Here is a 25,878-nt window from a genome sequence, read left to right on the forward strand (position 1 = left end):
AGGCGCCAGCTGGTCAGCGGATGTTGATGACCGTCTGGGTCAGCTGGTCCTGGGCCTGGATCATCTGCGCGTTGGCCTGGAAGTTGCGCTGGGCCGTGATCATGTTCACCAGCTGCTCGGTCAGGTTGACGTTCGATGCCTCCAGCGCGCCGCCCTGGACCAGGCCGAACTCGGCGGTGCCGGCGGGCCCGCGCAGTGCCTGGCCCGAGGCGTGGGTTTCCGCCCAGCCGTTGTCACCGGTGGGCTGCAGGCCCTGGGGATTGGCGAAGTCGGTGAGCGCGACCTGGCCCAGCGGCGAGGACTCGCCGTTGCTGTAGCGCGCGCTGATCACGCCCTCGGCGGAGACCTCGATGCTGCTCAGGCGGCCGGTGGCGTGGCCGTCCTGGACCAGGGCGGAGACACCGAAGCGGTCGCCGTACTGGGTGGAGCCGTCGAGCTCGAGGCTGATCGCCATCGGCGCGGCGCCGCCGGGCGGGGCGTGCGCGGGCAGCGCGATCTCGCCGTTGGCCGGCGAAAGCAGGGTCCCCGAGTCGGAATACTGCAGGGCCTGCGGGCCGCCGACGTCGACGCCGTCGATCTGCGTCTGCACCAGCCATTCGTTGGGGTTGGCGGTCTTGATGAAATACATCGACTGCGAATGGGGGGCGCCCAGCGAGTCGTACACCGTGACCGACGTCGTGTGGTTGTAGCTCTCCGGGTCGTTGGCGTCGAACGGGGCCGCGGTTGGTGCGGTGGCGTTGCCGGGCAGGTTGACGCCCAGGTCGACCTGCCCGGTGGCGCGCGGCGGGGAGTCGCCGGTCGCCAGGCGCAGGTCGCCCATGCGCCCGGCGTCGAAGCCGTTGCCGCCGGCATTGGGCAGGAAGACCTGCAGGCGCTGGCCGGCGGGATTCACGACGAAGCCCTCGCGGTCGGCGCCGAAGTTGCCGGCGCGCGAATAGGACAGGCCGGCGCCGCCGGACAGGGTGAAGAAGCCCTGGCCCGACAGCGCCATGTCCAGCGACTTGCCGGTGTAGTCGACGTTGCCCTGGCCGAACTGCTGCGCGACGCGCTGAAGGCGGGTGCCGGCGCCGATGGTGTTGCTGGACAGCCCATAGCCCGAGACCGCGAACACGTCGCCGAACTCGCCGCGCGAGGACTTGAAGCCGGTGCTGTTGGCGTTGGCGATGTTGTTGGAGGTGATGTTGAGGTCGGCGGACGCGGCGTTCATGCCGCTCAGCGGAATGAGGAAACTCATGGTGTGCTCCTTGGGGATGGGTCCGCCGTGCACGCGGACGCGTGGCGGGTCTAGCCGATGCGGTGGATCGCGGAGAGCGGGAATGCGCCCATGCCCGCGAGGTTGAGGAACAGGCCGTTGGGCTCGATGGACACGCTGTCCACGCGCGCGTTGGCGCGCACTGGCAGCAGGTCGGCGGCGGGGGCGGACGGGTCGCCTGCACCGCCAACCGCGCGGAAGGCGTAGGTCCCGGCAGGCGCCGCGTTGCCGGCTTCGTCGCGGCCGTCCCATTCGAAGGCGGTGGCACCCGCGGCGCCGGCCTCGAGGGTCATGCGGCGGACGCGGTTGCCGTTGGCATCGACCACGTCCAGCGTCACCGGGCCGGCGGAGCGCGCTGCGACTTCGCCGCGCAGGCCGGCGCCTTCGGCCAGCGGCACCGACTCCACGGCGACCAGGGCGTCGTGGCCGACCAGCGCGGCCGCGCGCAGGGTCTGGTCGGACTCCATCACGCTGGCCATCGCCGACATCGCGCCCTGCATGCCCTCGATGCCCTGCACGGTGGAGAACTGCGCCAGCTGCCCGAGGAACTGGGCGTTGTCGAGCGGCTTCAGCGGGTCCTGGTTCTTCAGCTGCTCGGTCATCAGGTGCAGGAAGTCGGCCTGGCCCAGCGCGGTGCTGCGCGAAACCTGCTGCTGGCCGAGGCCGAGCGACGCATGGTCGCTTCCGGTGGCGATGGTGTTCATGCTGGATCCTCGGAAAGGGCGCGCGTCAGCGGCCCATGTTCAGGGTGGCCATGGCGAGTTCCTTGGCGGCGTTGAAGACCTCGACGTTGGCCTGGTAGCTGCGCGACGCCGAGATCAGGTCGACCATCTGCGCCACCGGGTCGATGTCGGGTGCATAGACGTAGCCCTCGCCATCGGCCAGCGGATGGCCGGGCTCGTAGCGGCGCAGCGGGGCGGCGGTGCTGTCGTTGACGGCATCGACGCGGACTCCGGCCAGCGCCGGGTTGCCGTCGATGGGCGTCGCCGAGAACACCGGCTGCTTCGCGCGGAACACGGCGTCCGGGTCGCCGGAGACCGAGTTGGCGTTGGCGAGGTTGGAGGCGATGGTGCTCAGGCGCACCGACTGCGCGTTCATCGCCGAACCGGCGACGTCGAAGATCGGAAGGTTGCTCATGCGTTGGCTCCGGCCATGGCGTTCACTGGCCGGTGATCGCGGTCAGCATCGAGCGCACCTTGGACTCGACGAAGGACATCGACGCCCGGTATTCGAGGGTGGCCTGGGCGAACATCGCGTTCTCGCGGTCGCCGTCGACGGTGTTGCCGTCGAGGCTGGGCTGCGACGTGGCGCGGGCGTAGCGGGCGGCGTCGGTGGCGCTGCCGATGGCATCGCCCGCCGCGGCCGACGCGGGATGCAGCGCCGCGGCGAGGGCGCTGTTGAAGTCGAGGTCCTGGGCCTTGTAGCCCGGGGTGTCGGCATTGGCGATGTTGGCGCTGAGCAGCTGCAGGCGCTGCTCGCGCAGGGCCAGCGCGGTGCCGTGGATGCCAAGGAAGTCGGACATGGGCCCTCCGGGGGCGGATACGCCCTGGAAGGCAGGCAAGCGCCGTGCCAGCCGCACCTCAGGCCCCCGGCGGCACCTCGCACAGCGCGCCCACGCGTGCGCTCACGCGCTGCGCGAGCTCGCTTTGCGAGTACTTGGGCACGAAGTCGTCGGCCCCCACGCGCTCGACCATGGCCTGGTTGAAAACCCCGGACAGGGAGGTGTGCAGCAGTACGAACAGTCCACTCAGCGCCGGGTCGCGACGGATTTCCGTCGTCAGCGTGTACCCGTCCATGGCCGGCATCTCGATGTCGGAGATCACCATCGCATAGCGTTCGGCCGGCGCATCCCCGTTGCGGGCCAGGGCCTGCAGGTGGTCCAGGGCCTGGCGGCCGTCCGACAGCAGCACCGCCTCCAGGCCGAGCTGCTCCAGCACCGCGCGGATCTGGTTCCGGGCCACCCGTGAATCGTCGACCACCAGCACCTCGCGCGGACCGCCGGTGTCCGGGAGCGGCTGGAGGGTGCCCAGGTCGCTGCCGCGCGGGGCCGACTCCGCCAACACGCTTTCGACGTCGATCAGCTGGATGAGCTCGCCCTGGTGGCGCGCGACGCCGGTCAGGTGGTTGCAGTCGCCGCCGAGGTCGGGCGGCGGCTGGATGTCCTCCACGGCGATATTGACGATCCGGTCCACGCCCGCCACCAGGAAGCCCTGCACCGTCCTGTTGAACTCGGTGACCACCAGGTAGTTCGGCTCGGCGGTGCCGTCGCCGTGGCCGATGGCGCGGGCGAGGTCGAGGACGGGGACGCTGCGCCCGCGGACATCGGCGGCGCCGGCGAAGGCCGGGGGCAGCTGCGGCAGGGTGAACAGCGGCGGCCGCTCCAGGACCTCCTTCACCTTGAAGACGTTGACGCCAAAAAGCTGACGGCCGCCAAGGCGGAACAGCAGGAGCGCCAGCCGGTTGTGGCCGGCCAGGCGGGTGCGCTGGTCGATGCGGTCAAGCAGGTCCTGGCTCATGGGGCAGGTGTCGGCCGCGGCTGCGGAATCTTGAGTGCCGCGCGCCGTGGCCCGGGCTTCCGCCGCCGGCACGGCACTTGCAGCAGCGCCCTGGGCCAAGCCGTCCCCGAGGAGTGCCATGCCCACCCGTGCCGTCCGCGCCGCCCCCCGTTCCGCTCCCCGCTCCGTCGCCGTCTGCGTCCTGGCGCTGGTCGCGGCGCTGTTGTGGGCCGCTTCGCAGGCGCGTGCGCAGGCGGTGTCGTTCCAGCCGCTGGAGGCGATCGCGGAGGCGGCGGTGGCCGCGGTCGGGGCGGGCGATGCCCAGTCGGCCGTGGCGACGCTGGCGCCGTCGCTGCGGCTCGCGCGGTGCACGCAGCCGCTGCAGGCCGTCGCCACCGGGCCGGCCACCGCGCAGGTGCGCTGCGAAGACAGCCCGGGCTGGCGGGTCTACGTGCCGGTCCGCGTGCGCCGCGAGGCTGATGTGGTCGTGCTGCGCACCCCTGCCGCCACCGGCGTTCCGATCACCGCCGACCAGCTGGTGGTCCAGCGCCGGGATGTCGGCGCCGTGGGCGGTGCGACGTTCGTCGACCCCGCGGTCCTGGTCGGGCGCGTGCCCAGTCGGGCACTGGCCCCCGGCGTCGTCCCGACCGAGGCCGACCTCGCGCTCGGGTCGCCGCTGCGTCGCGGCGATCCTGTGGTGCTGGTCGCGCGCAGCGGCGGGGTCGAGGTGCGGATGCCCGGGCGGGCGCTGGGGCCGGCGCAGGCCGGTGGCCGCATCGGGGTCGAGAACGTGTCGTCGCGACGCGTCCTGCGGGGACGCGTGGTGGCCGAGGGCATCGTCGAGCTCCTGCCGTGATCCGCGCCGTGCCGCGACCGTGTTCAAGTTCCCCGGGCGGGTGCCGTTACAGTGCTCGACCAGGACGCATCAGGAGCCAGCCATGACCCACAAGATCGACGGCAGCGTGCCGATCACGCGCCCACCGGAAGCCACCGGCCGGCCGCTGCCTGCCGTGCGCGCGGGTGCCGAGCGCAGCGCCCCCGTGGCCGCTGCCGAGGGCATTCGCCTGACCGGCGAGGCCGAGGGCCTGCAGGCGCTGGAGCGCGAACTGGGCGCCGCCCCCGCCGGCATCGACCTTGCACGCGTCAACGCGCTGAAGGCGGCGATCGCCGACGGCAGCTACCGGGTCGATGCGCAGGCGGTGGCGTCGCGCATGCTGGACCTCGAGCGCCAGCTGGGGTCCTAGGATGCATCCCGTCGCCGCCAACGAGCATCCCCTCGAAGCGCTGGAACGCGCCCTGGATGCGGAACGCCGGGCCTTGCTGGAGAACGATGTCGGCGCATTGCTCGCGTCCACGGCCGACAAGCTCGCGGCGCTCCGGCGCGCCGAAGCGGCGCAGCCGGGGGTGGTGGCGGCCGAGCGCCTGGAGGCGCTGCGCTTGCAGAACCAGGCCAACGGCGTGCTGTTGTCGCGGCGCCGGCGCGAGGTGGGCTGGGCGCTGCGCCACATGGGTCGCGTCGAGGCCACCGGCGTGTACGATTCGCGTGGACAGCCGGGCGCCCGACCGCAGGCGCGCTGTCTGGGAGTGGGATGAGCCAGCAGGGCGACGACAGGCAGGACCGCAGCGCGCGTGCGGGCGACGGCGACATCCACTGGATGTTCCGGACGTCCGAGAATGCCGTGATGCTGCTCGATGGCGACTACCGCATCCTGCAGGCCAACCCCTCCGCCCGGACGCTGGCCGAGCACGCGCTCCCGGGCGAAGGCCCCGATGGATTGATCGCACTGCTGCCCGCGAACGCGTGGCGGCAGGCGCGCGACGCCGGCCGCTGGGCAGGCGAGATCACGGTGCCCTCGGGCGTCGTGCTCGAGATCGTGGTGCGAAACGGCCACGGGACCGGCGACGGCATCGACCGCAATCTCGTCACCTTCGACGACGTGTCCCAGCGCAACGCGCGCCAGGTGGAGCTGCAGCAGCGCCACGATGAGCTGCAGGCCGCGCACCACCGGCTCGCCGGCGCCCGGGAGCAGCTGCTGCAGTCCGAGAAGATGGCCTCCATCGGCCTGCTCGCCGCCGGCGTCGCGCACGAGATCAACAACCCCATCGGCTACGTGCATTCCAACCTGGGGACGCTGCGGGAGTACATCAGCGCGCTGTTCTCGCTGATCGAATGCCACGACGAGGCGCTGCAGTCCGCCGATCCCGCCGCGGCGCGGGACGCCGTCCGCGCCATGCGCGAACGGCTGGACATCGATTTCATCCTCGGCGACCTGCCCAAGCTGATGTCCGAATCGCGCGAGGGCATCGAGCGCGTGACCAAGATCGTGCAGGACCTGAAGGAGTTCTCATACGTCGGGCGGGGCGATCCGATGCGGCCCTCGGACCTGCACAAGGGCCTCGAGTCCACGCTCAACATCGTCTGGAACGACCTCAAGTACAAGGTGCGCGTGGAGAAGCACTACGGCACCCTGCCGCTGGTGGAATGCCACCTTTCGGAGATCAACCAGGTGCTGATGAGCCTGCTGATCAACGCCGGCCAGGCGATCGACAACCGCGGCACCATCGATATCGCCACCGGTTCCGAGGATGGCGAGGCCTGGATCAGCATCGCCGACAGCGGCTGCGGTATCCCTGCCGATGCGCTGCCGCGCATCTTCGACCCGTTCTACACCAGCAAGCCGATCGGCCGCGGCACCGGCCTCGGGCTGGCCATCGCATACAGCATCGTGTCGAAGCACCACGGCCGGATCGAGGTCACGAGCGAGGCCGGCGTCGGCAGCACGTTCCGCGTGGTGCTGCCGGTGGTCCAGCCCGGCAACGGCGCGCCGCGGAATCAATAGCCGGGATAGGCGCCGTCGGCGTTGCGCTCGTGGGAGCGGAATGCGGCTTCGATGTGGCCGCGCAGTTCGTCGTCGTTCCAAGGCTTGGTGAGGAAGCGGTAGATCGCCCCGCGGTTGATCGCTTCCGTGATCGTTGCCAGGTCGGTGTAGCCCGAAAGCACCATCCGCACGGTGTCCGGGTACAGGTCGCGCACCTTGGCGAGGAACGCCGTGCCGCTCATGTCGGGCATGCGCTGGTCGGACACGATGACCTGCACGGTGTTGCTCGCCAGGAGGTCGAAGGCCTCGCGCACGCTGCTCGCGGTGAGCACCTTGTAGCCGTCGCGGCGGAACAGCCGCACCAGGGAACGCAGCATGTTCTCCTCGTCGTCGAGCAGCAGCAGGGTGCGCTCCGGGCGCGTGGCGGCGAATGCCGACGGCAACAGGAACCGGCGCTGCACCAGCGGGTCCAGCTCGTTGGCGGGAAGCGGCGGGCTGAACAGGTGGCCCAGGAAGAAATCGCAATGGTTGCGGCGGAGGAAGCCCAGCTCGGCTTCCGTCTCCACGCCCTTGGCAGTGAGCTTCATGCCCAGGCGGTGGCTCATGGCGATGATGCCGCGCACGATGGCGGCGCTGCGCGGATCGCTGGCGACGTTGCGGATGAACCCGCGGCCGATCTGCAGCCGGTCGAGCGGGTACTGCGCCAGCGCCGCGAAGCTGAGGCCGCCGACGCCGAAATCCCGCACGGTCAGCGTGGCGCCCAGCGCGCGCAGTCCGGTGAGGTTGTCGTGGACGCGGTGTGCGTCCAGGGCCAGCGCCGTCTCGGGAACCTCGAACTCCAGCGAGGTTGCGCGCAGCTGGTGCCGGTGCAGCCGGTCGCCGATGGCGTCGAGGCAGTCGGGTCGCGCCAGCAGGACGCTGTCGATGTGCACCGACAGGGTCAGGTAGTCGAGGCCGCGGTCGCGCCAGTCCGCCAGCCGGGCCATGGCGGCATCCACCACCCACAGCCCCAGCCGGTTCGACAGGCCGGCACGCTCGACCGTGGCCAGGAAGCGGCTGGGCCGCAGCAGGCCGCTTTCCGGCGAGTCCCAGCGCAGCAGCGCCCCGAAGCCCACCAGGCCGCCGTCCTGCGCGGCGACCTGTGGCTGGTAGAACAGGCGCAGCTCGTTGCGGTCCATCGCCTCCAGGAAGCGCCCCACGAAACGGCCGCGACCCCCGAGCTCCGTCCGGACGGGCTCGATGGTGCCGGAAAACAGGCCGACGGCGTTGTGGCCAGCGCGCTTGATTTCGCGCAGCGCGCGTTCGGCGCTCGCCAGGAGGGACGCGGCATCGGCGGCGTGTTCGGGGAACACGGCGATCCCGATCGAGACCGTCATCGGCAGACTGTAGGGCGGGATCGACAGGGGCGCTTCGAGGGCATCGCGGAACCGTTCGGCAAGGGCTTCGCCATCGGGTTCACCTTCCCGGTAGGCGATGCCGGCGACGAACTCGTCGCCCGACAGGCGCCAGAGCGGACTGCCCCCCGGCATGGCCCTGAGCAGCCGCTGCGCCACGGCCGCCACCACTTCGTCGCCGACCTCCTCGCCCATGTTGAGGTTGACCAGCTGCAGCATGTCGATGTCGACGTGCAGCAGGGCGACGCTGCGGAGGCTGGCGCGCGCGGCGGCGAGCATCGCGCCGAGGCTGGGTCCGCCGGCGCCCAGCCGGTAGAGCGAGGTGACGGGGTCGACCGGGACGCTGGCGGATTCGTGGTAGCCGAAGTTCATCTTCGCAGCGTAGCCCGTGGATGGCGGAGCCTGCCATTCCGGCGGCGGGCGGGCGTGGATCCGGGCGCGGGCCGGCCTGGGCCAGCCATTGCGTCGCGCACGTGAAACAATGTGGCGATGCCCGTTTCGCTGCCAATCGACGCGGAGGCGCTCCGCCTCTCCGTCGCCCCGATGATGGACTGGACCGACAGCCACTGCCGCGTCTTCCACCGCCTGCTGGCGCCGCATGCGAGGCTGTACTCGGAAATGGTGCACGCCAACGCCGTGATCCACGGCGACCGCGCAAAGCTGCTGGCCATGGACCCGGTCGAGCACCCGGTCGCGCTGCAGCTCGGCGGCAGCGAGCCGGCGCTGCTGGCGCAGGCCGCGCGCATCGCCGCCGAGCACGGCTTCGACGAGGTCAACCTCAACTGCGGCTGCCCCTCCGACCGGGTGCAGGCCGGGCGCTTCGGCGCCTGCCTGATGCGCGAGCCGGCGCTGGTGGCCGAGGGCGTGGCCGCGATGATCGCCGCCTGCGAGGTGCCGGTGACCGTGAAGTGCAGGCTGGGCGTCGACGACGACCACGACTACGCGCGCTTCCTCGCCTTTATCGACACCGTCGCCGCCGCCGGCTGCCGCACCTTCGTGGTCCATGCGCGCAACGCGTGGCTCAAGGGCCTGTCTCCGAAGGAGAACCGCGAGGTGCCGCCGCTGCGCTACGACTGGGCGTATGCGCTCAAGCGCGAGCGACCGGGGCTGGCCATCATCGTCAACGGTGGCATCGCCGACGAGGGCGAGGCGACCTCCCACCTCGAGCACGTCGACGGCGCCATGCTCGGCCGCGCCGCCTACCACGATCCGTGGCTGCTGCACCGGCTGGACGTCGCCTGGTATGGCGGCGCGCTGTCGACCCGCGCCGACGTGCTGCGCGCGATGCGGCCCTACGTCGAGGCGAGGCTCGCGCGCGGCGCGCAGCTCAAGCACATCACCCGCCACGTGCTCGGCCTGTTCCACGGCCAGCGCGGCGGGCGCGCCTTCCGCCAGGTGCTGAGCGAAGGTGCGCACCGGCCCGGCGCCGACTGGTCGCTGGTGCAGGAGGCGATCGCGGTCACCGCCGACGATGGCCGCTCCGGCGCCTGAAACGCCGCTCCGCGCTCCGACTCCGATTCCCGAGAGCACGTCCATGCTGACCCGCGACACCGCCCGCTTCCTCGACTTCGCCCGCGGTTGCGCCCCGGACTTCGGCCCGGCCACCGCCCGCGCCGCCTTCCTGGTCGCACCCGACGGCTTCGGCCATGCCGCCGAATCCGCCACCGACAACCGCTACATGGAGCAGGCCGCGGGCTTCGATGCCGCGCGCGCCTCGGCGCAGCACCGCGCGCTGCAACGCGCGCTGTCATCGGTGCTGCCGACCCTGTGTTTCCCGGGCGACCCGGATGCGCCGGATGCGCTGTTTCCCAACAACGTCTTCGCCACCGTGCCCGGTGCGCTGGTGGTGGGCCGCATGCGCCACGCGGTGCGGCGGCGCGAAGCCGGCCGTGGCGACATCCGCCGCTTCTTCCGCGACGTCCTCGGCTATGCGGTGCGGGACCTGTCCACGCAGCCGCATCCCTGCGAACTGACGGGCGCAATGGTCATCGACCGGGCCCGCGGGCTCGGCCTTTGCGGCCTGTCCGAGCGCTGCGACGAGCAGGGCGCGCGCCTGGCGCACGAGGCCCTGGGGCTGCGCGCGACGCTGCTTTTCGACCTCGCGCCCGGCGAATACCACACCAACGTGGTGCTCGCGGTGCTGGCCGGACGCGCGGCGATCATCTGTCCTGCGGGCTTCGCCGACCCCGGCGTGGTCGATGCCATCGCCGCCCTGTACGCGCCCCACGCCATCCCGCTTCCGCCAGCCGGGCAGGCCGCCTTCGCGGGCAATGCCATCAGCCTGTCGGATGACGTGGTATGGATGAGCCAGCGGGCCTGCGATGCCCTGGAGCCGGCCAGCCGCCGCGCGCTCGCGGACGCGGGCTTCGAGGTCCGTGCGGTGCCGCTCGATGCGATCGAGGCGGCCGGTGGTTCGCTGCGCTGCTGCGTGGCGGAGATCTACTAGGCCGCGGGCGCAGGGGATATGAACGGGGCCCTCGGGCCACGGGAAAAGTTAAGTGGCAATTCACCGCCCGGCTCCGAGAATCATCTGAACGCTCCAGCCGACGCCGGCTGTGTGCGTGCGTAACTTTCTGTATTCTCTGGGAAATGGCTTCCATGACCGCTCGCTACCTGTCGCCGACGCTGTGCCTGGCCGCCGCATTCATGCTGGCGGGCGCGGCGCATGCCGATGACGGCCGTCGCCAGGGCCGCGGGCAGGGTGCCGCGCCGCCGCGCGCGGTGGAGCAGTCCGCCCGGCGCGCGCCGACCGAGCGGTCCAGCCGCCGGCAGGACGCGCTGGCCGATTCCGTGCGCCGGGTGCGCGCGCGCACCGGGGGCCAGGTGCTGAGCGCCGAGCCGATCTCCTTCGAAGGTCGCAGCCTCAACCGGGTGAAGGTGGTCGACGACGGCGGGCGCGTCCGGGTCTACATGGACGATCCGTCCGCCCGTCCGCGCCGCCTGCCCCGGCCTGCACCTACACGTGGCGACGACGACTGAATTCGCACCCTAGCCTGCAACTCATCCCGCGACGACGAACCGGCGCCGGGACATACCGGAGAAACCGATGCGCATCCTTCTGGTCGAAGACGAAGCTCCCCTGCGGGAGACCCTGGCCGCGCGCCTCAAGCGCGAAGGCTATGCCGTGGATGCCGCGCAGGATGGCGAGGAAGGCCTGTACATGGGGCGCGAGGTCCCGTTCGACGTCGGCATCATCGACCTCGGCCTGCCGAAGATGTCGGGCATGGAGCTGATCAAGGCGCTGCGCGATGAAGGCAAACAGTTCCCCGTGCTGATCCTGACCGCGCGCTCGAGCTGGCAGGACAAGGTCGACGGCCTGAAGCAGGGTGCCGACGACTACCTGGTCAAGCCCTTCCACGTGGAGGAGCTGCTGGCGCGCATCAACGCGCTGGTGCGCCGGGCCGCGGGCTGGAGCAAGCCGACGCTGGAGTGCGGCGCGGTGGTGCTGGACCTGGCCGCGCAGACGGTCAGCGTCAACGGCAGCAACGTCGACCTGACCAGCTACGAGTACAAGGTGCTCGAGTACCTGATGATGCACGCCGGCGAGCTGGTCTCGAAGGCCGACCTCACCGAGCACATCTACCAGCAGGACTTCGACCGCGACTCGAACGTGCTCGAGGTGTTCATCGGCCGCCTGCGCAAGAAGCTCGATCCCGAGGGCACGCTGAAGCCGATCGAGACCGTGCGCGGCCGCGGCTACCGCTTCGCGATCCCGCGCAGCAACGAAGGCTGAGCCCGGCGGGCGCGCTTCGCGCCCGGCGTGCAGGGGAGGCGGCGTGGCGCAGGGGCGCAAGGATCGGAGACTGGCTTGGCGCCCGCGTTCGCTGCAGGCGCGCCAGCTGCTGGCGGCAAGCCTGGGCCTGCTCGCCTTCCTGGCCGCCGCGGGCTATGCGCTCGACCGCGCCTTCGTCGACGTCGCCGGCCAGCTGCAGCGCGACCGGTTGCGCAACTATGCGACGTCCTATGCCCGCGACATCGAGTTCGACCGCGGCGGCAACCTGATCCCGCCCTACACCCAGGCCGACCCGCGCTTCGAGCGGCCCGATAGCGGCCTGTACGCCGAGGTGGTGCTGCCGCAGGGCAGCTGGGGCTCGGAATCGACGCGGGGCCCGCAGCTGCCGGACGCAGAGCTGCTCGAGGGCGGGGTCGAAAAGTTCGAGGGCCCACTGCCGATGACCGGTGCCGACGGCAGCCCGCGCGAAGTGCTGCGCTACGGCAAGGGCTTCATCTGGGACATGGAGCAGCGCGCCGAAGCCGAGTTCCCCTACACCATCTACATCATGGAAGACGCCGGCACCCTGCCGCAGCAGGTGCGGGTGTTCCGCGCCGCGCTTTGGGGCTACCTCGGCATCGCCGGCCTGGTCCTGCTGCTGCTGCAGGCGCTGGTGCTGCGCTGGAGCCTGCTGCCGCTGCGGCGCGTGGAGGCCGAGCTCAAGCGCGTGCAGCTGGGCCAGGCCAACCGCATGAGCGAACTGCATCCGCGCGAGCTCGAACCGCTCACCGAGAGCATCAACGCGCTGGTGGAAAGCGAACGCCAGAACCTGGAGCACCAGCGCAACACCATGGCCGATCTCGCGCACAGCCTGAAGACGCCGCTGGCGGTCCTGCGCACGCGCCTGGACAGCGACGCCAGCGAAGCGGAGCTGCGCGACGAGGTGGCAACCCAGGTCCGGCGCATGAACGAGCTGGTGGGCTACCAGCTCGGCCGCGCGGCCTCCGCCGGCCACGCACTGTTCGCCGCGCCGGTGGAGGTCGAGCCCTGCGCCGAGGAGATCGTGCGCGGGCTGGAGAAGATCTACGCCGGCAAGGGCACCGTGTGCGAGTTCGAGATCGACCCGGCGGCCCGCTTCCACGGCGAGTCCGGCGACCTGCAGGAGCTGCTCGGCAACCTTCTGGAAAACGCGTTCAAGTGGTCGAAGTCGCGCGTGCTGCTGACCGTCGAGGTGGGCGCCTGTGCGCCGCGGCGGCGCCCGGGGCTGGTGCTCGCGGTGGACGACGATGGCCCGGGTATCCCCGCCGAGCGCATCGCGCACGTGCTGCAGCGCGGCGTGCGCGGCGACGAGCGCGTGCAGGGCCACGGCATCGGGCTGTCGATCGTGCAGGACATCGTCCGTGGCTATCGGGGCGAGCTCGAGGTCACGGCGTCCCGGGAGCTTGGCGGGGCGCGCTTCCTCGTGCGGCTGCCGCCGGGGCTGTAGCGCTCAGCCGGCGGCGAACGGCGAAGCGCCGTACAGCCTGCGCAGGTGCATCGCCACCGCCGGCTGTTCGCGTTCCAGCAGCGCCGGGTCGCTGAAGTGGTACTCGCTGCAGACCGCGAAGAATTCCTCCGGCGCCTCGGCCGCGTAGGGATCGAGCACCGTGTGCAGGCCGCGATCCACGCGCGCGGCGAACGCGTCGTATGCCTGCTGGAAGTCCCGCGCCCATTCGCGCTGCCAGGCGCGCGGCAGCGGCGGGGTGCCGTCGAGCAGGCCGTCGAGCGCGTCGAGCTTGTGCACCATCTCGTGCACCGCCACGCAGCAGCCGTCGCGCGGGTTGTCGAGGTCGGCGAGGATGTCGGCCCACGAGAGCACCAGCGGGCCGTATTCCCAGGATTCGCCCGCGAGTTCGTCCTCGCCTTCGTGCATCACCCCGGCGGCATCGACATGGCTGCGGTCGACCCGGAACGCGTCGGGGTACACCAGCAGCTGCGACCAGCCGTGCAGGCCTTCGGCACCGAACTCCAGCAGCGGCAGGCAGGACAGCGCGGCCAGCGTCGTGCGCGCCACCTCGTCGAGCTGAAGGCCGCCGAGCGGGGTGATGGTCTTGTCATGCAGGAAGCGCGCCGCCAGGGTGCGCAGGCGTTCGCTGCGGGGTGCGTCGAGCGCGGCCACCCAGGGCACGCGTTCGAGCACGTCCTGCCAGGTGCGCGGATCGACGTCGGCGGGTGGGCGCCGGAACAGGCGCCTGATCACGCCATGCCTAGCGGAACATCCCCGGCAGGAAGCTGTGCCAGCGCGGCGGCCGCGCCGCGTCGGGATCGGCGCCGCGGGGAGTGACCGGCTTCTCAGCCTCGGGGCGCCGGGTGGCACGCGCGGGATCGACATCGGGCGTGCCGCTGGCCGGGTAATCGGCGCTGCAGCCCGAACCGTCGCCGCCGGCCCCGGCCATGCGGACTTCACGGGCCTCGGCCTGGCAGGCCAGGGACAGCAGGATCATGGCGGTGATGGCGCGGACGGACATGGCGGTTGCCTGTTCGGTGACCGGTGACGGCTCCGCGATCATACATCGACCGGATGCCGCGACGCGGGTGGGCGGAGCCCGGCGCGTTCAGGTGTGATAATCCCGGGATGCCCCCTCCTGAGCCCGCCACCGCGTCGCGTGACGCCGACGCCGTCGAGACGCTGCTGCTGCTGCGCCTGGCCGCAGGGCCGGTGTCCGGCGATACGCTCGCGCGCGAGTCGGGCCTGACCCGGGCGGCGATATGGAAGCGGATCCAGGCGCTGCGATCGGCGGGGATCGCGATCAGCGCGCGCCGCGGCCACGGCTACGTGCTGGACGTGCCGCCGGACCTGCTCGACGCGGACGCCATCGCGGCCGCGTTGCCCCCGCGCGTGCGCGAGCGGGTGCACGGCCCGGAGGTCGCCTGGACCATCGACTCCACCAACAGCGAGCTCATGCGCCGACGCACGCCAGCGCAGGGCGTGGCGGTGCTGCTCGCCGAACGGCAGCTTGGGGGTCGCGGCCGGCTGGGCCGGGAATGGGCCTCGCCGCTGGCGGCGAACCTGTATCTGTCGCTGGCGCGCGCTTTCGAGGGCGGGCTGGCGCGGCTTGGCGGGCTGGGCCTGGTGGCCGGCGTCGCCAGCGCCGAAGCGTTGCACGCGCTCGGCTACGGCATGGTGCGCCTCAAGTGGCCGAACGACCTGGTGGTCCCCGACCGCGACGGCACCGTGTTGCGCAAGCTCGGTGGCCTGCTGGTCGAGGGCGGCGGCGAGCACGGCGGGCCGGTGCGGGCGGTGCTCGGACTGGGGTTGAACGTGCGCATGCCCGCTTCGGCGGCGGCCGCGATCGACCAGCCGTGGTGCGACCTGGAGGCGCTGGCGCATCCCGGCCGGCCTTCGCGCAGCGCGCTTGCCGCGGCCCTGGTCGCGCACCTGGTGCCGGCACTGGACCAGTTCGACCGCGAAGGCCTGGCACCGTTCCTGCCGCGACACGCGACTCTGGATGCGCTGGCCGGGCGCGAAGTGGACGTGCGCGTGGGCGGCGTCCTGTACGCCGGCACCGCGCTCGGGCTTGCCGCCGACGGCGCGCTGCGGGTGGATGTCGGCGGCACCGAGCGCCACGTCCACGCCGGTGAAGCCGGGCTGCGCACGCGGCTGGCGGCGCCGTGAGCGACTGGCTGTTCGATCTCGGCAACACCCGGCTCAAGCGCGCGCCGCTGGACCCGGCCGGTGCCGGCCCGGTGGCCGCCTTCGCCCACGACGGCGTGACGCTGGATCCGGCGTGGTCGTCGGCGCTGCCCTCGCGGATCGATGTCGCCTGGCTGGCAAGCGTGGGGTCGGCGGCGCTGCGCGCGGCGCTGCTGCAGGTGCTGGTGCCGCGCGCCGCGCGCGTGGTCGAAGTCCGCGTCGAACGCGAGATGGGCGGCGTGCGGATCGCCTACGCGGAGCCTGCGCGGCTTGGCGTCGACCGTGCGCTGGCGCTGGTGGGCGCCCGCGGGCGCGACCCGGGTTGGACACTGGTGGTGGGCGTCGGCACCGCGCTCACCGTCGACCTGCTGGACGCCGACGGCCGGCACCACGGTGGCAGCATCGCGCCCTCGCCGACGCTGATGCGCGAAGCGCTGCATGCGCGCGCGCCGCAGCTGCCGGCGAGTGGCGGCGACGCCATGGTCTTCGCCACGGATACCGCCGATGCGCTTGCCGCCGGCTGCCTGGGCGCGGCGCTGGGGCTGGTCGAGCGCAGCCGCCGCGAAGCCCACGCGCGCGCGGGCGCGGCGGTCGGCGTGCTGCTGCACGGCGGTGGCGCCGGTGACCTGCTGCCGCACGTGGAGGGCGCGCGGTACGCGCCTTCGCTGGTCATCGACGGCCTCGCGCGACTGGCGCGGCAGCCGGCGGGCGCGGGCTAGAATCCGGGCATGTCACTGCGCGCGCTGCTCGTCCTGCTGTTCATGCTCAACTTCGGCGTCGCCACCTGGTGGCTGCTGCGCCCGGGGCCGGCGGCACCGGCGCCGTGGGCCCAGCCCGACGGAGTGCCGCGCCTGCAGCTGCTGGGTGAGCCCCGGGACGCGCAGGCACGGGCCCGGGACGGTGGTGCGCCGGGCGTCGCGGACGCCGACGCCGGCGGCGCTGCCTCCGCGGCGCAGGATGCTCCGGATGGACAGGGCACGGCACCACGCACGGCAGCGGTGGATGCCGCCGGCCCGGACGGCGAACCGGTGGCGGCCGCAACGTTGCCGGTCGACACCGGCGGCACCGAAGCCGCGCAGGCCCCGCCGGCGCTCCGCTGCATGAGCTTCGGACCATTCACCGGCGCCGCCCCCGTCGCGGCCGCGCGGACCGTGCTGCAGCCGCTGGGCGCCGCGCGGATGCAGGTCCGCGACGTGGTCGCGGCGCCGCGCGGCTGGAGCGTGGCAATGGCGCCGCAGGCCGACCGCGCCGCGGCCGACGCGCTGGCGGCGAAGATCAGGCAGGCGGGCTTCGACGACCTGCTGGTCGTGCCTTCGGGCGACAACGCCAACGGCATCGCGCTCGGGCGCTACGCGGGCGAACCGGCGGCCCGCCGCCGCGAGACCGCCCTGCGCGCCGCAGGCTTCCCCGCGCTGGCGCAGCCGCTGGGCGAGGCCAGCGTGAGCCATTGGCTGGACGTGGCCGCGGGCCCCGGCTTCGATGCCGCCGCCGCGCGGCTCGCTGCGCAGGCACCGCAGCTTCGCGACATCGATTGCGCACCGTTCACGACTGCCGCCGCGGCGCGCTAGGGCGCGCTAGGGCGCGCTAGGGCGCGCTAGGGCGCGCTAGAATGCGCGCGCCCCACGGGGCGCATCGTGCCGGCATAGCTCAGCTGGTAGAGCAACCGCCTTGTAAGCGGTAGGTCGTCCGTTCGATTCGGACTGCCGGCACCACGATGCGCAGGCCGGTGCAGGGCGACGCCGAGCCACGGCGCAATGCCCGCGCGCGGGCGTGGCACGCGTTCTGGACCTCCCGCCCTCGCTGCAGGATCATGGCGCGTCCTGCCCTGCCCGCTGGAGGCCTCCATGTCATTGAAATTGCAGCCCGTATCCGTGTTCGGCGTCCCCACCGACGTCGGTGCGGGGCGACGCGGCGCGTCCATGGGGCCCGAGGCGTTGCGCGTCGCCGGGCTGGTCGAAGCGCTGGTCGCGCGCGGCATCGACGCGATCGATCGCGGCGACGCCCAGGGGCCGCGCAATCCCTGGCAGGCGCCTGTGGACGGCTATCGCCACCTCGACGAAGTGGTCGCCTGGAACCGGGCGGTGATGGAGATGTCGGGTGCCGAGCTCGCGGCCGGCCGGATGCCGGTGATGCTGGGTGGCGACCATTGCCTGGCGATGGGCTCGATCACCGCCGTCGCGCGCCACTGCCGTGCCCAGGGCAAGCGCCTGCGCGTGCTGTGGCTCGACGCCCACGCCGACTTCAACACCTCGTCGATCACGCCGTCGGGTAACGTCCACGGCATGCCCGTCGCCTGCCTGTGCGGACTCGGCCCGGACGCGCTCGTGAACCTCGGCGGACAGGGGCCGATGATTTCGCCGACCGACGTGCGCCAGATCGGCATCCGCTCGGTCGACCTGGAGGAAAAGCGCCTGGTCCGCGAGCACGGCCTGGACATCTACGACATGCGCTACATCGACGAAGTAGGCATGAAGCAGGTGATGGAGGACGCGCTGGCGGACATGGGCGACGACACCCACCTCCACGTCAGCTTCGACGTCGACGTGCTCGATCCGACCATCGCGCCCGGCACCGGCACCCGCGTGCCGGGAGGCCTCGACTACCGCGAGGCGCAGCTGATGATGGAAATGATCGCCGACGCCGGCGGGGCCGACTCGCTGGACGTGGTCGAGGTCAACCCGGCGCTGGACGTCCGCAACCGGACCGCGCGCCTGGCGGTGGACCTGGTGGAAAGCCTGTTCGGAAAATCCACGCTCATGCGTGACTGAGCACGGTGGATGAATGGGACGCGACCACGCTGACGCGCGACCCGGCCACCTCAACGCGGAATTCACCCGCACCTGCGTTTCATGGCGGCAACGGGGCATCGCCGCCCCGTGGATCGTCCATCAACGGAGAGTTCCCATGAAGCGCATTGCAATCCTCTTGTTTGTCTCGCTGTTTTCCGCCGGCATGCTTTCCGCCTGCAACACGGTTGCCGGTGCTGGCAAGGACGTGCAGAAGGTGGGCGAGCAGGTCGAAGACGCGGCCGATGACACCGGTGCCACCGATCCCCGCTGACGCCCGCTGAATGGCCAGTCATCGAGGTGACGGCCCGTCAACAAAACCTTGACCCTGCCCACATGTGCAGGCCCGCATGATGGCCCCGGATCCACCGCAAGCGCGGTGACCTTCCCCCATCAACGAGGTGACGCATATGAACAAGGACATCATTTCCGGCAAGTGGACCCAGATCAAGGGTCAGGCGCAGGCGCGGTGGGGCGATCTCACCGACGATGTGTTCGATGTCGCCGAAGGCAATGGCGAGTACCTGGCGGGCAAGCTCCAGGAACAGTATGGCTGGGAGCGTGACCGCGCCGAGCGCGAGGTGCGGGATTTCGAGAAGGGCCTGGGCTGACCGGGCAGGCAAGTCGCCATGTAACATCAGGCGGGCCGGTTTTCCGGCCCGTTTTCTTTGCCCGGAGCCGGGCGGCCGCGGCGGGAAGGCGTGCGACGCGCGAGCCGCGTCGGGCCACTGGACTAGAATGGGATTTTTTCCGACTCCGGTCCCTGAATGAGCCTGCGCGTCCTCACCGGCATCAAGCCCACCGGCATCCCGCACCTGGGCAACTACGTCGGGGCCATCCGCCCCGCGGTGGTCGCCAGCGTGGCTCCCGATGTCGAGAGCTTTTTCTTCCTCGCCGACTACCACGCCCTGATCAGCACCCAGGATCCGCTGCGGGTGCAGCGTTCGACGCTGGAGATCGCGGCCAGCTGGATAGCCTGCGGACTTGATCCGGAGCGCGTGGCGTTCTATCGCCAGTCGGACATCCCCGAGACCACCGAGCTGACCTGGTTGCTCACCTGCGTGGCGGGCAAGGGGCTGCTCAATCGCGCCCATGCCTACAAGGCCGCGGTCGACCGCAACCGCGCCGAAGGCAGCGACGACGATGCCGGCGTCACCGCGGGGCTGTACATGTACCCGGTGCTCATGGCCGCGGACATCCTGCTGTTCAACGCGCACAAGGTGCCGGTGGGCCGCGACCAGGTGCAGCACATCGAAATGGCGCGCGACTTCGCGCAGCGCTTCAACCATCTCTACGGCCCGCACTTCACCCTGCCCGAAGCGGCGGTGGAGGAGCAGGTCGCGACCCTGCCGGGCCTCGACGGCCGGAAGATGTCGAAGAGCTACGACAACGTCATCCCGCTGTTCGCTCCGCGCGAACAGCTGCGCAAGCTGGTGCTCTCGATCGTGACCGACTCGCGTGCGCCGGGCGAGCCGAAGGACACCGCGGGTTCGGCCGTGTTCCAGCTTTACCAGGCCTTCGCCGGGGCCGACGACACCGGGGCGATGCGCCGTGCGTTCGCCGATGGCATCGCCTGGGGCGACGCCAAGGAGCAGCTGGTCGAGCGCATCGATACCGAGCTTGCGCCGATGCGCGAGCGCTACGAAGCCCTGGTAGCCGACCCCGCGGGCATCGAACGCATGCTGCGCCTGGGCGGCGAGCGCCTGCGCGACGAGCGCGCACGGCCGCTGCTGGCGCGGCTGCGTGACGCGGTCGGGCTGCGCGACCTGGGCGCGGGCGGCGGCGGCATCGCGACGCCTTCGCCTGCGGCTGAAGGCGCGGCCAGGCCGGCCCCACCCGTGTTCAAGCAGTACCGCGAAGCCGATGGCCGCTTCCACTTCAAGCTCGTCGACGGCGAACGCCTGCTGCTGCAGGGCGCCGGCTTCGAGTCGCCGCGCGACTGTGGTCGCGTTGTGGCGGCGCTGAAGTCCGGAACCGCGGCCCATCGCATCGACGCCGACGGGCAGGTGCTGCTCGACGGCGCGATCGTGGGCGCGCTGGGCGAGGGCGTGGACGCCGCCGCGCTGGTGCAGGCCCTGGCGCGCATCGGGGAAGGCGACGAATGAACCCGCTGGTCGAAGTGAACCTCACCCTGATCCTGTTCCTGCCCTGGTTCCTGATCCTGGCCACCCTGTTCTGGATCTATCCGCGCCAGCCGCGGGGCGTCATGCGGCGGCTGTACGACGTGGTCGCGCTCCTGGCGGCGCTGGCGGTGTTCGTGGCCAGCCTGTACTGGTCGCACCAGGTCGCGGACCCGGACCACGGCCGCATGTGGCGGCAGATCCTCGCGACCGCGCTCGGCTACGGGGTGTTCCTGGCGGCCATGCTGTTCGCGGTGGTGCTGCGGATGCTGCTGTTCCGCCGGCGCTGAGCGGCTTGGACCAAAGTCGTATCGGCGCGGCCGGCGCGCTCCCCCAGGCTCGGGGCTGACGTTCACAGCGAGGGCAAGGCGTGGGATCTGGCGACGGCATCACCATCATCGACACCGGCTTCGGCGAGCGGCCCGACTTCTGCGCCGCTTACCTGGTTGTGGAGGCCGGGCGCGCGGCGCTGATCGACTGCGGGACCCTGCACAGCGTGCCGCGCATGCTCGCGGCGCTGGACGCCGCCGGGGTGGCGCGCGATGCCGTCGACTATCTCATCGCCACGCATGTCCACCTCGACCATGCCGGTGGCGCCGGCGCGCTGCTGCGCGACCTGCCCTCGGCCACGCTGGTCGTGCATCCCCGTGGCGCGCCGCACCTGGTCGATCCGCAAAAGCTCGTCGCCAGCGCACGCCAGGTGTACGGCGACGCGCTGTTCGAGCGCGCCTACGGCGGCCTGGTGCCGGCGGCCGCCGGGCGCGTGCTCGAAGCCGCGGACGGGCAGGTGCTCGACCTTGCCGGTCGGCCGCTGCGGCTGGCGCACACGCCGGGCCATGCGCTCCACCACCTTTCGGTCTGGGACGAACGCACGCGCGCCTGGTTCACCGGCGACGCCTTCGGTATCTCGTACCGGGAGCTCGATGTCGGCGGCCGGCCCTTCGCGATCCCGACCACCTCGCCGGTGCAGTTCGATCCGGTGCAGATGAAGGACTCCATCCGGCGCCTGCTTTCCGTGGAGCCGGACACCTGTTATGTCACCCACTTCGGCGGTGTGCGCGACGTGCAGCGCGTCGCCCTGCGGCTGATCGAACAGGTCGACGCGATGGTGGCGCTGGCGCAGTTCCTCGGCGATGCGCCCGACGGCCACGAGGCGCTGAAGCAGGCGCTGGCGAAGCTTTACGTCGACCGCGCGCGCATCCATGGCGTGGCGGAGCCCGAACGCGTCGTGCCGGACCTGCTGGAACTGGACATCGAACTCAACGCGCAGGGACTCCGTGCCTGGCTGCAGCGCGAGCGGAAGATGCAACGGCGCGGTTGAGGGCGCTTCGGCCACGCGCGTGCGACGCGGCTCGTCCGCTCATGACCAGCGATTGGGCTCGCCGCGCGCCGCGGGATCGTCCATCGGCACGACGCAGAAGCGCTGGCCGTCGGGCGCCTGCATCACCCACCAGCGATTGACGAAGGCGACGCGGGTGGCGCCCAGCGCCTCCAGTCGCGCGACCTCGGCGTCGATGTCGTCGGTTTCGATGTCCAGGTGCACGCGCGAGGGGTGCTCCACGTGCTGGACTTCGACGTGCAGGTTTCCGGGGGCGTCGCCGAGCGCGGAATAGCGGCCGCTGCCGCCGGCGTCCGGGTCGGTGATGGGCAGGCCCAGGGCCTGGCTCCAGAACGTGGCCGGGGCGGCGAGGTCGTCGCCCCGCGAATCGATGATGAAGCCAGCCAGCCGGCTGCGATGCGCCATGTCGGTGCTCCGGGCGGGAGCGTCCGATCCTCCGCCCGGTGCGAGGCGGCGGCAAGTGCCGCCGCGACGGACTCAGTTCGCCAGCGCCATGTCGTCCAGCAGCGCCTTGAGGAAGCGCGCGGCTTCGCCGCCGGTCGCGGCGCGGTGGTCGAAGGTCAGCGAGATCGGCATCCGGCGGTGCACCTCGATGCCGCCGATCACGGCCACCACGTCCTGGCTCAGCTTGCCGGCGCCGACGATGGCCACGCACGGCGGCACCACCACCGGAGTGGCGTAGCGGCCGGCGAACATGCCGAAGTTCGACAGGCTGATGGTGTAGCCGGAGAGCTCGCTGGCCGGGATGCTGCGGTCCTCGACCTGGGCACGCAGGCGCTGGATGCCGGCGCGCACGCCGGCGGCGTCGAGCACGTCGGCGTTGCGAAGCGCGGGCACGAACAGGCCGTCGTCGGTGTCCACGGCGATGCCGATGTCGACCTGCGGATGCATGGTGCGGGTGAGGCTGTCACCGTCGAACCAGGCGTTGAGCGCGGGCACGGCCTTGGCCGCGGTGCAGATCGCGCGGATCAGGCGCGCGGTGATGTCCTGCTTGCCGGCCCAGGCGTGCAGGTCGGCATCGTCCACCAGGGTGGTCGGCACGACCTGCGCGTGTGCGGCGGCCATGACGCGCGCCATGTTGCGGCGCACGCCCTTGAGCTGCTCGGGCTGGCCGCTGGCGATCACGCCCGGCGGCTGGGTGCGCATGGGCTTGCCGGATGCCGACAGCGCGGTGCGGTCGGAAGCGGCGCGGCCTGCTGTCGACCCCACACCAGTACCTGATCCCGTGGGCGCGGCCATGGCCGCGATCGGCGCCGTGGCATTCGCGGCTGCAGCGGCTGCCACAGGAGCGCGACCGCCGGCGCCCATGGGCGCACTGCCGTCTGCGGCGGCGCGCTTCACGTCGGCCATGGTCACGGTGCCGTCGCTACCGGTGCCACTGACGCGGCTGATATCGACCTTGAGCTTGCGCGCCTGCGCGCGCACGGCGGGCATGGCGCGCACGCCGCCCACGGCCACGGCCTGTTCGCTGCGCACCGCGTCCGACGACTGCATGGCGCCGACCACGGTGCCGCTGTCGCTGCGCTCGCCGCCGGTCTCGCCCTTGGGCGCGGGCTCGCCGGCGTCGCTGATCGCGCCGCCCTCGTCGGAGGCCACGACCTTGTCGTCCGGCGCCGGGTCCTGGCTGCCCACGCCGTGCCCGCCACCGCCGTGGTGGTGGCCGGTGTCCTGGCCCTCCGCGCGCTGCGGCAGGCTGGGATCGATCTCGAACTCGGCCAGCATCGCACCGGTGATGACCACGTCGCCGGCGGCGCCGGCGAGCCTGAGGACCTTGCCCGAAACCGGCGAAGGCACGTCGACCACGGCCTTGGCGGTCTCCATCGACACCAGGTTCTCGTCCAGGCGGATGATGTCGCCCTCCTTGATGAACCACTCGACGATGGTTGCGTCGGGCAGGCCTTCGCCGAGGTCGGGGAGGTAGAAGGTCTTCTTGTCGGCCATGGTGTCCTCGGGGAATCTGGTGCTCCGGCAGGAGCGGTTGCGTTCGGTTCGCCGGCCCGGTGCCGCGGGGACGACGCTGTTGTCGTGTCGCCTGCTGCGTGGCGCAGCGGTCCGGCAGGGCGGGCGGATCGGCGGAGCCGCGAGGCGGCCCCGCCGCGCGTGCTCAGCCGGCGGCCATCGCCCGCTTTGCCGCGGCGACGATCTTCTCGACGCTTGGCAGGTACTTCATTTCAAGGCGGAACAGCGGGATGTGCGTGTCGTAGCCGGTGACGCGCTCGACCGGCGCCAGCAGGTCGTACATGCACTCTTCGGCCAGGCGCGCGGCGATCTCGCCGCCGAAGCCGGCGGTCTTGGGTGCCTCGTGCACGATCACGCAGCGGCCGGTCTTCGCCACCGACTCGGCGATGGTGTCGAAGTCCAGCGGCGTCAGCGTGGCGACGTCGATGACTTCGGCGCTGATGCCGTCCTTCGCCAGCGCGTCGGCGGCCTCCAGCGTCTCCTTCACCTGCGCGCCCCAGGTCACGAGCGTGATGTCGGTGCCGTCGCGCAGCACGAAGCACACGTCCAGCGGCAGCGCCTCGCCGTCGTCGGGCACGACTTCCTTGTACTGGCGGTAGATGCGCTTGGGTTCCATGAAAATGACCGGATCCGGCTCGCGGATCGCGGCCAGCAGCAGGCCGTAGGCGCGCGCCGGCGACGAGGGCAGGACCACGCGCAGGCCGGGGACGTTGGTGAACAGCGCCTCGTTGGCCTCGGAGTGGTGCTCCGGCGCGCGGATGCCGCCGCCCCACGGCACGCGCAGCACCATCGGGCAGGTCAGCCGCCCACGGGTGCGGTAGCGGAAGCGCGCCGCGTGGCAGATGATGTGGTCGAGCATCGGATAGACGAAGCCGTCGAACTGGGCCTCGGCCACCGGCTTCATGCCCTGCGCGGCCATGCCGACGGTCAGGCCGGCGATGGTGGTTTCGTCGAGCGGGGTGTCGATCACGCGCAGGTCGCCGAACTCGGCGTGCAGGCCGGCAGTGGCGCGGAACACGCCGCCGTTGACGCCCACGTCCTCGCCCAGCACCACGACCGACTCGTCGTTGCGCATCTCGTAGGCCAGCGCCTGGGTCACCGCTTCGATCAGGGTGATGGCGGCCGGCGCCGCATCCTTCGCCACGGCGCTCACGAGCGCTTCTCCAGGGCGATGGCGGCCGCGCGCTGCTCGAGCAGGTCGGCCGGCGGATCGGCATACAGATAGTCGAACATCGCTTCCACGGGCTGCACCTTGCACTCCAGGTAGGCGTTGATTTCCACGTCGACCATGCGGCCGCACTCCTCGATCCAGGCCGTTTCCTGCGCCTCGTCCCACACGCCCTGGGCGGTGAGCCAGGTGCGCAGGCGGGTCATCGGGTCGCGGGTCCAGCCGTCCTTGACCTCGGCCTCGTCGCGGTAGCGGCGGGCGTCGTCGGCGGTGGTGTGGTCGTGCAGGCGGTAGGTCATGAATTCGATCACGCTGCCGCCGCCGCCCGAGCGCGCGCGCTCCATGGCGCGGCGCATGCCCTCGAGCACTGCGAACAGGTCGTTGCCGTCCACCTGCAGGCAGTGCAGGCCGCCGGCCAGCCCCTTCTGGGCCAGCGTCTTCGCGCCGGTCTGCGACTTGCGCGGCACCGAAATCGCCCAGCCGTTGTTGATGATGCACTGGATGAAGGGCAGCTCGAACGCGCCGGCGGAGTTGATCGCCGCGTAGGTGTCGGTCTTGGACGAGCCGCCGTCGCCGCAGCAGGTCACGGCCACGCGGTCTTCGCCGCGGAGCTTGAACGACAGCGCCGCACCGGCGGCGTGCAGGCACTGGGTGGCGATCGGCACGCACCACGGGAAATCGTGCTTCGGGCCCGAGAAGTCGTTGCCCCGCTCGTCGCCACCCCAGTACATCAGGACGTCGCGGGGCTTCACGCCGCGCATGAACTGCGCGCCGTATTCACGGTAGCTGGGTGCGAACACGTCCTCGGGGCGCATCGCGGCGCCGATGCCGATGTGCGTGGCTTCGTGGCCCAGGCAGGCGGCGTAGGTGCCGAGCTTGCCGGTGCGCTGCAGCGCGATGGCCTTGGTGTCGAAGGTGCGCACCATCAGCATCTGCTTGAACAGCGGCAGGATGTCCGCCGCCGGAAGGGCTTCCGGAGGCAGGTCGGCCACCAGGGTGCCATCCGGGCCAAGATACTGGAGGTATTCGATTTCAAAGGTCGCGGCAACGCTCATACGGGCACGTGCTCGGTCATCCACGGGAGCCGGACATGATACCCGGAGCGGGTTTTTCTTCCGTTGCGCGGTGCGGCAAGGCCTTCCTTGGCGTAGCCGGTGCCCG

The 25,878-nt window shown here is 71.6% G+C and carries 30 protein-coding genes and 1 tRNA gene; 19 read left to right on the forward strand and 12 right to left on the reverse strand.

What is annotated here, in order from left to right:
* Window positions 1–13: 13 nt before the first annotated feature.
* The 5 genes from flgE to WCE39_RS10560 are packed head-to-tail and all read right to left on the reverse strand — an operon-like array spanning window position 14 to window position 3,768.
* Window positions 14–1,234 carry a flagellar hook protein FlgE gene (flgE, locus tag WCE39_RS10540; RefSeq protein WP_343276643.1) on the reverse strand — a complete coding sequence of 407 codons (1,221 nt, stop codon included), beginning with the start codon at window positions 1,232–1,234 and terminating at the stop codon, window positions 14–16.
* A 50-nt stretch (window positions 1,235–1,284) separates the two neighbouring features.
* A complete protein-coding gene (locus WCE39_RS10545) occupies window positions 1,285–1,956 on the reverse strand; it encodes a flagellar hook assembly protein FlgD (RefSeq protein WP_343276644.1) in 672 nt (223 codons plus the stop codon).
* A 25-nt stretch (window positions 1,957–1,981) separates the two neighbouring features.
* On the reverse strand, window positions 1,982–2,389 hold the full coding sequence (gene flgC, locus WCE39_RS10550) for a flagellar basal body rod protein FlgC (protein WP_343276645.1): 408 nt from the start codon (window positions 2,387–2,389) through the stop codon (window positions 1,982–1,984).
* A gap of 22 nt (window positions 2,390–2,411) precedes the next feature.
* Window positions 2,412–2,774: a flagellar basal body rod protein FlgB gene (gene flgB / locus WCE39_RS10555; RefSeq protein ID WP_343276646.1), complete on the reverse strand. Its 363-nt coding sequence runs from the start codon at window positions 2,772–2,774 to the stop codon at window positions 2,412–2,414.
* Window positions 2,775–2,832: 58 nt separating this feature from the next.
* The gene (locus WCE39_RS10560; RefSeq protein ID WP_343276647.1) at window positions 2,833–3,768 is read right to left on the reverse strand and encodes a chemotaxis protein CheV; all 936 of its coding nucleotides are present in this window, start codon (window positions 3,766–3,768) and stop codon (window positions 2,833–2,835) included.
* Window positions 3,769–3,886: 118 nt separating this feature from the next.
* Here WCE39_RS10560 and flgA point away from each other — a divergent pair, with 118 nt between their 5' ends.
* The 4 genes from flgA (at window position 3,887) to WCE39_RS10580 (ending at window position 6,587) form a co-directional block, all read left to right on the forward strand.
* The gene (gene flgA, locus WCE39_RS10565) at window positions 3,887–4,603 is read left to right on the forward strand and encodes a flagellar basal body P-ring formation chaperone FlgA (RefSeq protein WP_343276648.1); all 717 of its coding nucleotides are present in this window, start codon (window positions 3,887–3,889) and stop codon (window positions 4,601–4,603) included.
* Window positions 4,604–4,685: 82 nt separating this feature from the next.
* Window positions 4,686–4,991 carry a flagellar biosynthesis anti-sigma factor FlgM gene (gene flgM, locus WCE39_RS10570; RefSeq protein WP_343276649.1) on the forward strand — a complete coding sequence of 102 codons (306 nt, stop codon included), beginning with the start codon at window positions 4,686–4,688 and terminating at the stop codon, window positions 4,989–4,991.
* Window position 4,992: 1 nt separating this feature from the next.
* A complete protein-coding gene (locus WCE39_RS10575) occupies window positions 4,993–5,340 on the forward strand; it encodes a flagellar protein FlgN (protein ID WP_343276650.1) in 348 nt (115 codons plus the stop codon).
* On the forward strand, window positions 5,337–6,587 hold the full coding sequence (locus tag WCE39_RS10580; RefSeq protein WP_343276651.1) for an ATP-binding protein: 1,251 nt from the start codon (window positions 5,337–5,339) through the stop codon (window positions 6,585–6,587). The genes WCE39_RS10575 and WCE39_RS10580 overlap by 4 nt, the downstream gene beginning before the upstream one ends.
* On the opposite strand, the gene WCE39_RS10585 is transcribed toward WCE39_RS10580, so the two are convergent.
* Window positions 6,581–8,332 (reverse strand): EAL domain-containing protein, encoded by a 1,752-nt coding sequence (locus WCE39_RS10585; protein ID WP_343276652.1) that lies wholly within the window; start codon window positions 8,330–8,332, stop codon window positions 6,581–6,583. The two genes, WCE39_RS10580 and WCE39_RS10585, sit on opposite strands and share 7 nt — an antisense overlap.
* Window positions 8,333–8,449: 117 nt before the next feature.
* Between WCE39_RS10585 and dusA the strand changes: the two genes are divergently transcribed.
* The 5 genes from dusA to WCE39_RS10610 all read left to right on the forward strand — a co-directional run bounded on the left by dusA (window position 8,450) and on the right by WCE39_RS10610 (window position 13,158).
* Window positions 8,450–9,451 (forward strand): tRNA dihydrouridine(20/20a) synthase DusA, encoded by a 1,002-nt coding sequence (dusA, locus tag WCE39_RS10590; protein ID WP_343276653.1) that lies wholly within the window; start codon window positions 8,450–8,452, stop codon window positions 9,449–9,451.
* A 43-nt stretch (window positions 9,452–9,494) separates the two neighbouring features.
* On the forward strand, window positions 9,495–10,406 hold the full coding sequence (locus WCE39_RS10595; RefSeq protein WP_343276654.1) for a dimethylarginine dimethylaminohydrolase family protein: 912 nt from the start codon (window positions 9,495–9,497) through the stop codon (window positions 10,404–10,406).
* A gap of 152 nt (window positions 10,407–10,558) precedes the next feature.
* Window positions 10,559–10,939 (forward strand): hypothetical protein, encoded by a 381-nt coding sequence (locus tag WCE39_RS10600; RefSeq protein WP_343276655.1) that lies wholly within the window; start codon window positions 10,559–10,561, stop codon window positions 10,937–10,939.
* A gap of 67 nt (window positions 10,940–11,006) precedes the next feature.
* Complete coding sequence (locus WCE39_RS10605) at window positions 11,007–11,693, forward strand: response regulator transcription factor (RefSeq protein WP_343276656.1); 687 nt, start codon at window positions 11,007–11,009, stop codon at window positions 11,691–11,693.
* A gap of 43 nt (window positions 11,694–11,736) precedes the next feature.
* Window positions 11,737–13,158, forward strand: coding sequence for an ATP-binding protein (locus tag WCE39_RS10610; protein WP_343276657.1), 1,422 nt, complete (start codon window positions 11,737–11,739; stop codon window positions 13,156–13,158).
* Window positions 13,159–13,161: 3 nt separating this feature from the next.
* Here the strand turns inward: WCE39_RS10610 and WCE39_RS10615 are convergent, their stop codons facing one another.
* Both WCE39_RS10615 and WCE39_RS14300 read right to left on the reverse strand, forming a co-directional pair.
* Window positions 13,162–13,908, reverse strand: a complete 747-nt coding sequence (locus tag WCE39_RS10615) for a M90 family metallopeptidase (RefSeq protein ID WP_449284019.1) — start codon at window positions 13,906–13,908, stop codon at window positions 13,162–13,164.
* A 10-nt stretch (window positions 13,909–13,918) separates the two neighbouring features.
* On the reverse strand, window positions 13,919–14,179 hold the full coding sequence (locus tag WCE39_RS14300; RefSeq protein WP_449284017.1) for a hypothetical protein: 261 nt from the start codon (window positions 14,177–14,179) through the stop codon (window positions 13,919–13,921).
* A gap of 107 nt (window positions 14,180–14,286) precedes the next feature.
* On the opposite strand from WCE39_RS14300, the gene WCE39_RS10620 reads away from it, so the two are divergent.
* The 10 genes from WCE39_RS10620 (at window position 14,287) to WCE39_RS10665 (ending at window position 21,572) form a co-directional block, all read left to right on the forward strand.
* On the forward strand, window positions 14,287–15,327 hold the full coding sequence (locus WCE39_RS10620; protein ID WP_343276658.1) for a biotin--[acetyl-CoA-carboxylase] ligase: 1,041 nt from the start codon (window positions 14,287–14,289) through the stop codon (window positions 15,325–15,327).
* Window positions 15,324–16,064 (forward strand): type III pantothenate kinase, encoded by a 741-nt coding sequence (locus WCE39_RS10625; protein WP_343276659.1) that lies wholly within the window; start codon window positions 15,324–15,326, stop codon window positions 16,062–16,064. Before WCE39_RS10620 ends, WCE39_RS10625 begins: the two co-directional genes overlap by 4 nt.
* A 9-nt stretch (window positions 16,065–16,073) precedes the next feature.
* A complete protein-coding gene (locus tag WCE39_RS10630) occupies window positions 16,074–16,913 on the forward strand; it encodes an SPOR domain-containing protein (RefSeq protein WP_343276660.1) in 840 nt (279 codons plus the stop codon).
* 68 nt (window positions 16,914–16,981) lie between these two features.
* Window positions 16,982–17,057: transfer RNA gene (locus WCE39_RS10635), tRNA-Thr, on the forward strand.
* A gap of 132 nt (window positions 17,058–17,189) precedes the next feature.
* A complete protein-coding gene (gene rocF, locus WCE39_RS10640; protein ID WP_343276661.1) occupies window positions 17,190–18,113 on the forward strand; it encodes an arginase in 924 nt (307 codons plus the stop codon).
* Window positions 18,114–18,249: 136 nt separating this feature from the next.
* Window positions 18,250–18,405 (forward strand): entericidin A/B family lipoprotein, encoded by a 156-nt coding sequence (locus WCE39_RS10645; RefSeq protein ID WP_343276662.1) that lies wholly within the window; start codon window positions 18,250–18,252, stop codon window positions 18,403–18,405.
* A gap of 136 nt (window positions 18,406–18,541) precedes the next feature.
* The gene (locus WCE39_RS10650) at window positions 18,542–18,742 is read left to right on the forward strand and encodes a CsbD family protein (RefSeq protein WP_343254896.1); all 201 of its coding nucleotides are present in this window, start codon (window positions 18,542–18,544) and stop codon (window positions 18,740–18,742) included.
* 156 nt (window positions 18,743–18,898) lie between these two features.
* Window positions 18,899–20,236, forward strand: a complete 1,338-nt coding sequence (locus tag WCE39_RS10655; protein WP_343276663.1) for a tryptophan--tRNA ligase — start codon at window positions 18,899–18,901, stop codon at window positions 20,234–20,236.
* Complete coding sequence (locus WCE39_RS10660; protein ID WP_343276664.1) at window positions 20,233–20,541, forward strand: hypothetical protein; 309 nt, start codon at window positions 20,233–20,235, stop codon at window positions 20,539–20,541. Before WCE39_RS10655 ends, WCE39_RS10660 begins: the two co-directional genes overlap by 4 nt.
* Window positions 20,542–20,621: 80 nt before the next feature.
* Window positions 20,622–21,572 (forward strand): MBL fold metallo-hydrolase, encoded by a 951-nt coding sequence (locus tag WCE39_RS10665; protein ID WP_343276665.1) that lies wholly within the window; start codon window positions 20,622–20,624, stop codon window positions 21,570–21,572.
* 39 nt (window positions 21,573–21,611) lie between these two features.
* On the opposite strand, the gene WCE39_RS10670 is transcribed toward WCE39_RS10665, so the two are convergent.
* From WCE39_RS10670 to pdhA, 4 genes are all read right to left on the reverse strand, one after another.
* The gene (locus WCE39_RS10670) at window positions 21,612–21,995 is read right to left on the reverse strand and encodes a VOC family protein (RefSeq protein ID WP_343276666.1); all 384 of its coding nucleotides are present in this window, start codon (window positions 21,993–21,995) and stop codon (window positions 21,612–21,614) included.
* Between the two features lie 72 nt (window positions 21,996–22,067).
* Entirely contained in the window at window positions 22,068–23,531 is a 1,464-nt protein-coding gene (locus WCE39_RS10675; protein WP_343276667.1) for a dihydrolipoamide acetyltransferase family protein, read from the reverse strand.
* Window positions 23,532–23,694: 163 nt separating this feature from the next.
* Window positions 23,695–24,702, reverse strand: a complete 1,008-nt coding sequence (locus WCE39_RS10680) for an alpha-ketoacid dehydrogenase subunit beta (RefSeq protein ID WP_343276668.1) — start codon at window positions 24,700–24,702, stop codon at window positions 23,695–23,697.
* Window positions 24,699–25,772: a pyruvate dehydrogenase (acetyl-transferring) E1 component subunit alpha gene (gene pdhA / locus WCE39_RS10685; RefSeq protein ID WP_343276669.1), complete on the reverse strand. Its 1,074-nt coding sequence runs from the start codon at window positions 25,770–25,772 to the stop codon at window positions 24,699–24,701. Before pdhA ends, WCE39_RS10680 begins: the two co-directional genes overlap by 4 nt.
* Window positions 25,773–25,878: the final 106 nt, after the last annotated feature.

It is taken from the genome of Luteimonas yanweni, assembly GCF_039548475.1.
GTDB lineage: Bacteria > Pseudomonadota > Gammaproteobacteria > Xanthomonadales > Xanthomonadaceae > Luteimonas.